The following is a 9,574-nucleotide window of genomic DNA, read 5'->3' as shown; positions in this document are numbered from 1 at the left end:
TTAAAGCTAGTCTAAATCATGATGATGCCTTAGTAAATAAAAGTGGCTACTTATATATAAGTAAAGATATGTCAGCACAGGATATAAATATCTATGAAGATGACAAACTTACTAAAGAGCTAAAGAGCGATGAAAAGACAAATAAGAGATATCAAATTTACATAGATGAAGCAAATTCCGCAAACAATCAAAACCCAAGCAACACAAACCAAACAGGTCAAACAAAGATAAACCAAGATACCAAGTATGGTATCAACCTGCTAAGCAAAGATAATATGAATAGCTTTATAAACTCTTTTAATGAGTCAAAGAGCATAACAAGAGTAGATAAAGGTATGTGGGTGGATGGGGATAGAGGGGTTGGGGTTGATTTAAATAATAAAACATATAATATATTAATTGAAAGAACAATGGAAACCAGTAAAATGGGCAATGGACTTTTACTTTTAAGGGAAAATGAAGATACTATTCTGTCTATTAATATGGTTGCTGGTGGCTTTGGAAGTGGTGCTCCACAAAATGGAGAGTACACGGTTGACACATATAGAAACAGAAGAAAAGACAAAGATTATAATCCTGGCATGAATATTCTTGGAGTAGGCTTCAGCTTCAATCTAAATCCACAATTTGAAACCGAAAGATCACTTCTAAGAATCCACCCTGATGGTAATAATAAAGGTACTCTTGGTTGTATTGGAGTTACTGGTACCCAAGAAGAACTTTTGGAATTTGAGAAAACTCTAAAAAATTTACTAAAACAAAAAAGGAATATTCAGGCTACTATCAATATAGAAAACAATCCAAACAATTCTAAACCACCAAAAAAATTACAGTAAAGGAATAACACAGTGAAACGCTTTTTAATATTATATATACTTTTAGGCTTTCTAAATTTAATAGCTAGCGAAAATTTACCTCGCACAACAAGCATAGACAAAATAAATGTAGGCAAAATTTTATCTAATAAAAATTTAGCTCTAAAAAATGTCAAATATTTTTTAGATGGCGAAAAGGCAAGCTTTATAAATTTAGAAAAAACGCAGATCATGACGCTTGATTTTTGCTGTGGAGGTAACGGCGAAATTCAAAGGATAAACGTCAAATTTTATGATAAAAATTTGACTAAAGACTATATAAATTTCAGCAAACTCAAAGAATTTACTACAAATTCTGGTATCAAACTTGGCGACAAACAAGAGCAAATTTTAAAAAAACTTGGCAAGCCAAACGACATACTAGAGGAAAATGACACAACTACTGTTACCTATACCACTGAACAAAATGAAAGCAAACTTTTGCAAGAATTCGACATGCCACTTTACTATGAAAAATTTGTCTTTTCTGGTGGAATTTTAAAAGAATACGAATTTGGCTTTGAGTATCCGTGATAAAACACAATTTATGCGAGCTAATACTCACTGACTTTAAATTTGACTCTTACGAAAAAGAGAGCAAAGGCGCTTCGTCTGATAGAGATATCAAATTTAAAAATGCAAAGACCAAGTCAGATAGTGTGATCCTCTATAAAGAAAACGATGATGGCAAAGATGATAAAAACAAGACAAAGGGTGCTTGCTTTACTAGTATAAGACAAAGTAGCGATGAGATAGAGTACAAGCTAGAAGATGGTGTTGTAAAGATGAGCCACTTCCACCTCCCCTCATCTAAAGACGAATATCTAAATTTCAACCTTCTAAATTTCGCTAAGGAGAATAACTTTACCCTTAGAGATGATAAAGACTCAGCTATGTTTGATATGAAGCTTCGTCTAGCTCTTGGTAACAATGTAGTACCTACATCAACATCTAGCTCAAGCCTAGCTCTAACACTAGATAATCTCATCATTGAAAACGAAAAAGGTGAAGCTAGTGATATAGATAAGGTATATCTTCACCACTGCGGTGATAAGAGTATATATGAGAGTACATCTTTAGTTAAAAATAAAGAGTCAGATATCAAAAACTCATATACTGCTACATTTAATATACCTATAAACGGCGTTTTAAAAGAGTACGAATTTGGTTTTGAGTATCCGTGATTTTATATAGTTTTATAAAAACCAAAATAACCACAAATAGTCCAAATACTCACCAAACAATGATAAATTTAAAGATATTACTTTGACATAAAACAATGATAATATCTGGCTCATCTTGCTACAATCCCCCAAAAAATAATGCTTAGCTATATATGTTTTATAAATTTGTCCGATATGGCTTAGAATACAACGAGGAAAGATATGAAAGATAAAAAGCTGATTATAAAAGACATTCAGGGTGAAATTTACGTCATAAGCCAAGATGGAAGCATAAAAATGCTAAAAGATGGCGATGAGATTTACGCTGGTGAGAAAATTTTTACTAAAAATTTAGATGCCAAGATCACTTTAGAAGATGGCGAGCAGGTAAATTTAAGCGCTCATCAAAGCATAAATTTAGATGAAATTTTAAAAATTTCAGCAAAAGAAGCTGATGAGCAAAGCGATCACTCTAACGGCTTTGGTGCGAGCGAGGGCATATCTCTAAGCGCGGCTAGTTTTGTCACAAGCGGACATAGCGCAAATATCCATCAAATTTACAACCAACACAGATCTTTAGAGCCAAACGTAAGTAGTACCCAGTTAGCCCAGCTAAAAAGCGCCTCAGGCGCTTCTAGCACGCTGGTAGAAAAAAGCGGCGGCGCTGCAGAACCAAAAGAAGAGCCATTTATAGATACCATAAATGTGTTAAGCGTCACAAACAGAGGACTGGACGCAGATATCTGGCTTTATGACTCAGCTAGAAATGATGGACGAGGGCTTGATTATTATGATATAGAGCATAATAGCAAAAGCATACTAAAAGAGTGGAGTGCAAGCCATCACGTAAGTGCGACAAGTACTTTTAATGACCTATATTACTATAGTGGGCAACAGGCTGATCCTGGATATTTCGACGCATCAGATTCAGCTAAAGCTAGCAGATTACGCGACCGTACTCCGACAGCTATGGAGCTCGCTAAGATAGGCAGAGCTTCAAATGCAGACTATGCCAATGATAGACTAAGCGAAAATATGACCAGCCCCTTCAAGCCACACAATTTAAACGGACACTATAAACTATATGATTCCAAGATAACAGCAGATGGAGTAATGGTCAGCATGGATGGCTGGATATTTATAAAAAATCGTAGTGATATTAACAATTTTTATTATGATGCAAAGCCTGAAAGGCAAAGTATTAAGTTTGAATTTGATGGTAGAGAAATTTCATGGCAGCCATTTGCATCGGCAAGTAAAAATGGCGGCAGAGATGAAGGTAATGCCATACAAAGCGAAAGCACAAGTAGCCTAAATTTAACAGAAGACTACGGCTTTTATAAAGTACATATAGAAGTATCTGATGAGAGGTATAGTTATATTTTTGTAGCATTCTCTGGCATCAGCCCCAATAAAATTATTTCAAATGACCCTAATATAAAACTAGTCAGCAACGCCTACATGGAGGCTCTTGAGCACAATCATCTTGTGACAAAAGAGAGCGATACATTTTATAAGGCAAAAGAAACAAATGGCGTGAGATTTGGCGATAATGCAAGCGATTTTGATAAGCCATTTGATCTAGAATTTAAAGGCACAAAAGACGTTGGTAGTAACCTTGATGACAAATTCATCTTTAACTCACACGATATCGACGCAAAAGGTGGCATAGACACGCTAGTTTTTACCCAAAACGTGGATCTAACAAAGATAAGTGAGCTAGATAAGCGCCTTGAGAGCTTTGAGCGCATCGAGCTTGACAGCACAAAAGCTGTGAAGCTAAAGCTAAATGGGCAAAACATAAGCGATATGATAGACTCCAACCCTACCAAAGGGCCCGATGGCTTAGAGAGCCTAAATACTATCCTTAAAATTTCAGGCGATAGTGACGATGTGGTGCAGCTAGTTGGAAATTTCGTAAAGGCCACAAGCGGCGAAGTAGCCGCGCTAAATGCAAAAAATAGCGTAATCGGAGCTGATTATAACAAGCTCACAGTAGAGCCAAGTGGCGACGCGGTCAATCAAGTCTATAAAGGTGAAAACAACGCTGGACAGACATTTTTTGTCGAGATAGATAAAAACGTGCATGTAGAGGTGATGTAGTAAATTTACAAGAGCTAAAGACCTCACCCCAAAAAGCCACAAAACTATATAAATTTTAAGAGATTTTCCGATATTACATTACACACATTTTACAGGGATGAAAAAATGCCAAATTTTGACGCCATAAGGATCGGCGTTATCAAAAAGATCAAGGGTGAAGCCATCGCCATAAGCAGGGACGGCACTATGAGGGTGCTGCACAAAGGCGATGAAATTTACCTTGGTGATGATATAAAAACGAGCGAAAACTCGAACCTTACCATTGTTTTTGATGACGGCGAAAAGGCTTATGTCGGCTTTAGCTCGGTATTTCACACAATAAATGTCTTTGCTGAGCATAAAGGCGAGCTAGTCATCCCAAAAAATGCAAACATCCTTGAAAATCACAAAGAACACGCAAATGACGATGATCAAATCTCCCATCAAGAGCTATCTTCTCACGGCTCATCACCACATAACTTCGCCTCAGCAAGCAGTAGTGGCATCAAATTTGAACTAGGTGGCCACTACTCAAACATCTACGACTTCTACACTGGTTTGCGCGCTCTTGAAGCGAGGCATGACGAGGTCAAATGGCCAGTTGGCGAGGCTAAGATCGGCGGGGTCTCTTACGCTGGGTTTGGCGCCGAAAACCTAAATTTTACACCGCCAGAGCCAAACATCGTGCTAAATTTCAACCTCACAAGCGACACTGGCGAGAAAAAGGGCTTTTTAGGAGGAGCTCAGCTAAACTCGCTACCAAAAACTCCTGATGGCAAGAAAATCATCACAAGCATAGACGCCCATATCCCAGACGTTGCCAAAAATGGCGACATCATCACAATAAAGACAAATATGAAAGGTGGTGGCAAAACTAGCAACTACAAAATAAATACTGCTACAAACGAGTTAATCCCAGTTGATAGCACTGGCACGCCTACTGGAGCACCTCCTATACCTATCGTAAATGGCAAGGCAGAGATCACTGAGGTTGAAATTTTAAACCATGGCAAAACAACCGTGACAAGCTCATACACCACTGGTGGCAAGACATTTACCGCGCCGCCAACTGCTTATGAGCTAAACGACACGCCGGCTATCTCAAAAGTGACAGCCACGCTTGATCTTGATAAAAATGGCGACGGCGTGATAGATGCGACCGAGCTAGGATATGGCAGCGGCACGCAAACTAGCGGTATGAAATTTATAGTGCCTGACGAGCTTAGCACTGGAGATAAGATCACGTTTAAGCTAAATGAACCAGGCAAACCACCAGTTGAGAAGAAATTTACGCTAGATAAAGAAAATGGCACGGCTACTGACGAGGACGGCAACACCTATACATTTACAACCGATGAAAATGGCACAGTTAGCTTTAGTGTGCCAAATATCGCAAATATGACAGCAGGAAGCAGCATAGAAACTGGCGTAGTTGATAAATTTGGCAACGTCTCAGCCACAAGCACTACGCCAAGCAGCAGCGTAAGCGACACCGTCAAAGTGACGCTAACAGCTGATAAAAATGGCGATGGGCTAATAAGTAGCGACGAGATAGGTGATGGCACTTCAAAGGTTGAGATAAATTTACCTCGCACTATAAAGCCAAAAGAGAGCGTCACTATCAACATAGGTGGCTCGCCAAAAGAATTTGTAGTAAGCGACGATGGCAAAAGCGTCTATGATAAAAATAACCCAAGCATAGTAGTGCCAATAGTTAATGCTAAATTTGAAGTGCCAGGCGTAAGCGTGCCAGTAGCACCTGGCTCAAGTGTAGCTATAAGCACGACGGTTAATGACGAGCATGGCACGCCAAAACCAAATGGCTCAAGTAGCCAAACCACCCCAAGCGTCGTAGTAGCTCCACCTGTAAAATCAGCTAAGATAAGCTTTGATAGTGACTTGGGCTCTAGTAATAGAACACCAGATGGCAAGATAGATACCTCAGAAAATAGATACAATGACGGCGACCCAACAAAAACTGAGGCCTCTATAAAAATCCCAAGCGTGATAAAAGAAGGCGATAAGATAGCCATCGATGTCACCAACCCAGACGGCAGCAAAACGCACAAAATTTACACATACACTAATGGCAAGATAATCGCCCCTGATCACAATGAAGTGCCACTAAATGATGGTAAATTTAAGATCACAGTGCCAATAGAGCATGGCAAAACCACAAGCATAACGACGACCATGATGGACAAGGCTGGCAACAAAGGCGAAAGCGATACAAATGAGATAAAATTTAGCGACAGCCCAGTGGCTAAATTTGTCAAAGACGCTGATGGAGATGGGCTCATAGATGACACCACTGGAGCCATAACGACCTCTGATGTAAAGGTCTATCTCCCAAGTAGCGCAGTGCCAAAAGACGAGCTAAAGATAAGCATCCTAAACCCACTTACTAACAAACAATCAACCGTGAGCTACATCCTAGACGATGATGGCGTGCATATGATAAACAAAAAAGATCCAAGCGATATCAAGGTGATAAGTGACGGCGCTATCACCATAGCAGACGTGACGGTAAGTAGCAAGCGCCCGACCTTAGTCGATGCGACCCTTATAAAAGATGATGGAAGTGCAATATCAGGCACTTCAAGTGGTAGGCTATTTGCCTTTGGTGTGCTGGACTACATAGACGATGTAAAACTTGTTACAAAGATAGATAATGCTGATATCCACTCTGCAAAATACCTAAACGAAGAGGACTACGAGCATATTATTACAACAAGTCAGTATGAGTCAAATTCGACCCAAAAGATAAACTACAACATCGCTCTTACAAATGACGAACAGCCATACATTAAATTTGGTATAAATAAGCCTGACACCACAAGTGATGGCAAAGGCTATGTGCTAATAGAGATAAAAGATGAAAACGCAAATGTAAGTGATAGCTTTATAGCCAAGATCGAGAATAACACCGTCATAGCAGACTTTGAAAAAGCTGGCAAAAAGCTAGATAGAACGCACCACATCATAGACGCCACCTACGTGGGAACTGATGGCGTGCCTCAAAGAGATGATAACCTAACTATCACGGTCGATCTTGACTCAAAGCCTGACAAGCTAATAGAATCTGACTTTGATAATATAAAAAATAGCTCTGGTAGCTACGCTATAAATTTTAGCGGCAAAGGCGAAGCTGCAAACAATCCACACGATGAAAAATCAAAAGATGTAGAGGTCATAGACGCTGAGACATCTGATAAGACTACACTGACACTTGATAGAAATTTAAGCTACTCTGGAAGCTTTAACGTAGCGCAAAACACTGGCAGCAAAAACTACATAGTAGAAAGACTAGATGACGCGGGAAATTTAGCCGTTCAAACCGTGACTATGGTAGCAAATAAAGGCCTTGATGTTGATATGTGGTTTTTTGACTGCACTAATACAGAATTTTGGTCATATGACCCAGCAGTTACGACTACGACTCCGGCTGGTCACATAATAGCGGACAATACCTCACCTGGAGGATATGGATATCACGTAGCAAATCACTATGAAGCATGGACCAAATGGGCAAGAACTGGCGTAAGTGCTACTACTACTTATAATGAGCTTTCTTTTCAAGGAGGTAAAGACTGGAAACTAAAATCAACAAGACCGCACGCAAATGAGCTAAACACAAACGATATAGCAAAAGTAGGACACTCTCCTGAAGCAAGCGATACCGATCATACTGGGACACACTACAACCTAAACAAGACAGGAAACTACGTCCTTGAAGAGGCAGAGCCCATAGGAACTGATCTGATCATGAAAATGAAAGGTTGGATATATATAAAAGAAGATGGTCAATACAATATAGCCGCTAAACACTTTCAAGATATGGTAGATGTAAAAATAGCAGATGAAAGTTTTGGAAAGTGGGCGTATTGGTTTGGCGCAGGGGACAATGGTCCTCACGGAGGCGATCATGTTTATAATCTAAAAAAAGGATTTTATAGGATAGAAGTTGATTATGTTGATAGGACGGAAGATACATTCTTAGACATAATGATCAAAAAAAGGTCACAAAATGCTAGCTACTATAAAATAATAGGCTCGCAAGGAAGTGGCACGCACCTTTTTAGTGATAGCTACGTAAAAGCTCTACATGATAAAGGATATGTTAGCGATGAAAAAGATGGTCTTATAGCTGGTAAAAAAGGATATAGAAGTTTATTAAATCAAGAAAAAGACATAAGCAAACCAGCAAAATATTTTGGTGATGATGCGGATGATTTCAATAAAGTAATACATTTAAAACACAATAATGATAGCCTTGAAGGTAGCAACCTAAACGATGTATTTATCTACAATGGCAAGAATATAGACGCAAAAGGTGGCGTTGATAAGCTGATATTTGTTGAAGATACAAAACTAGAAAAGGTGAGTAATTTAAATGATAATCTAAAAAGCTTCGAACGCCTGCAGCTAGGCACAGAAAATCAAGCTGTTTCAATATCATTTAACACAAAAAATGTTCTTGACATAATAGACTCTAGAACAACAAAGATAACAGAGGGCGAATACTCAACCCTAACAACCGTATCTGGCACTGAAAGCATAAACACAGTTTTAAAAATACTAGGGGATAGCAACGATATCGTAAAACTAATAAACGATGGCACAAACAAATTTGAATTAGCAACAAACGAAGAGGTCACTTTGCTAAACTGGAAGCACAGCAAAGCCATAGGAGGTAGTTATAACAAAGTAGAAACTGATGGTCACGGACGTGTAAGAGAATTTCAACCAGATCCAACGCATAACCCAGATGTATGGAAAACGTATAAAGATGCAAGTGGCAAACCGATCATCGACTCCTACGACACTCCAGTAAATCACGTCTATAAGGGCACATACACTGATGGAGCTAGCACAAAGACATTTTTTGTTGAGATAGATAAAAATATCAAGATCACTCACGAAGGAGATGATCAAGACAATACATTTACCTACGAAGGTAACAAGATAGACGCAAAAGGTGGCATAGATACGCTCATCTTTACTGAAAATGTCGATCTTAGCAAAGTTGTTGATCTAAATGATAAACTAAAAAGCTTTGAAACTTTACAGCTTGGTAGCAACAGCACGCAGGCAGTCTCGATAGGGCTAGATGCTAAAAGTGTGCTTGATATCATAGACGCACAAGTAACAGATGGTGGTCTAAAAAGTGTAAATACCGTACTAAAGATCAAAGGCGATAATAATGACAAAGTAGCACTAGATGGCAAAGGCACTATCTTTACACAAGCTACAGACAGCGAAGTGGCAGCACTAAATTTAAAACATAGCGCTTTAGGCGATACACACAACCAAGTAGACGTAGATGCTAGCGGACATGCGCTAAATCAAGTCTATAAAGGCGTATATGGTAGCGGAGCTGGCGCACAAACATTTTTTATCGAGATAGATAAAGATGTAAGTGTAGTAAATTTGGTGCATTAAATTTAACTCTGTCGGGCTAAAAATTTATAGTTT

At 38.9% G+C, this 9,574-nt stretch carries 5 protein-coding genes; all 5 read left to right on the top strand.

Going from position 1 to position 9,574, the window contains the following annotated elements; translation table 11 throughout:
• The coding region (locus CYO89_RS09280) for a hypothetical protein (RefSeq protein ID WP_219809429.1) at positions 1-836 on the top strand (836 nt) is incomplete at its 5' end.
• Positions 837-848: 12 nt separating this feature from the next.
• Positions 849-1,388: a hypothetical protein gene (locus tag CYO89_RS10475; protein ID WP_219809428.1), complete on the top strand. Its 540-nt coding sequence runs from the start codon at positions 849-851 to the stop codon at positions 1,386-1,388.
• The gene (locus CYO89_RS09270) at positions 1,385-2,038 is read left to right on the top strand and encodes a hypothetical protein (protein WP_103598050.1); all 654 of its coding nucleotides are present in this window, start codon (positions 1,385-1,387) and stop codon (positions 2,036-2,038) included. Before CYO89_RS10475 ends, CYO89_RS09270 begins: the two co-directional genes overlap by 4 nt.
• Positions 2,039-2,239: 201 nt before the next feature.
• Positions 2,240-4,120, top strand: a complete 1,881-nt coding sequence (locus CYO89_RS09265) for a hypothetical protein (protein WP_103598049.1) — start codon at positions 2,240-2,242, stop codon at positions 4,118-4,120.
• 105 nt (positions 4,121-4,225) lie between these two features.
• Positions 4,226-9,541, top strand: coding sequence for a hypothetical protein (locus CYO89_RS09260; protein ID WP_103598048.1), 5,316 nt, complete (start codon positions 4,226-4,228; stop codon positions 9,539-9,541).
• Positions 9,542-9,574: the final 33 nt, after the last annotated feature.

The sequence above is a fragment of the Campylobacter concisus genome, from assembly GCF_002913765.1.
Classification (GTDB): domain Bacteria; phylum Campylobacterota; class Campylobacteria; order Campylobacterales; family Campylobacteraceae; genus Campylobacter_A; species Campylobacter_A concisus_BB.
The sequence above is the reverse complement of the archived record's forward strand: the minus strand, read 5'-3'. Positions and strand labels throughout refer to the sequence as shown.

Coding starts and splice junctions, on each gene's coding strand:
- CYO89_RS09265 (WP_103598049.1), top strand. CDS start 2,240: ATGAAAGATAAAAAGCTGATTATAAAAGACATTCAGGGTGAAATTTAC.
- CYO89_RS09260 (WP_103598048.1), top strand. CDS start 4,226: ATGCCAAATTTTGACGCCATAAGGATCGGCGTTATCAAAAAGATCAAG.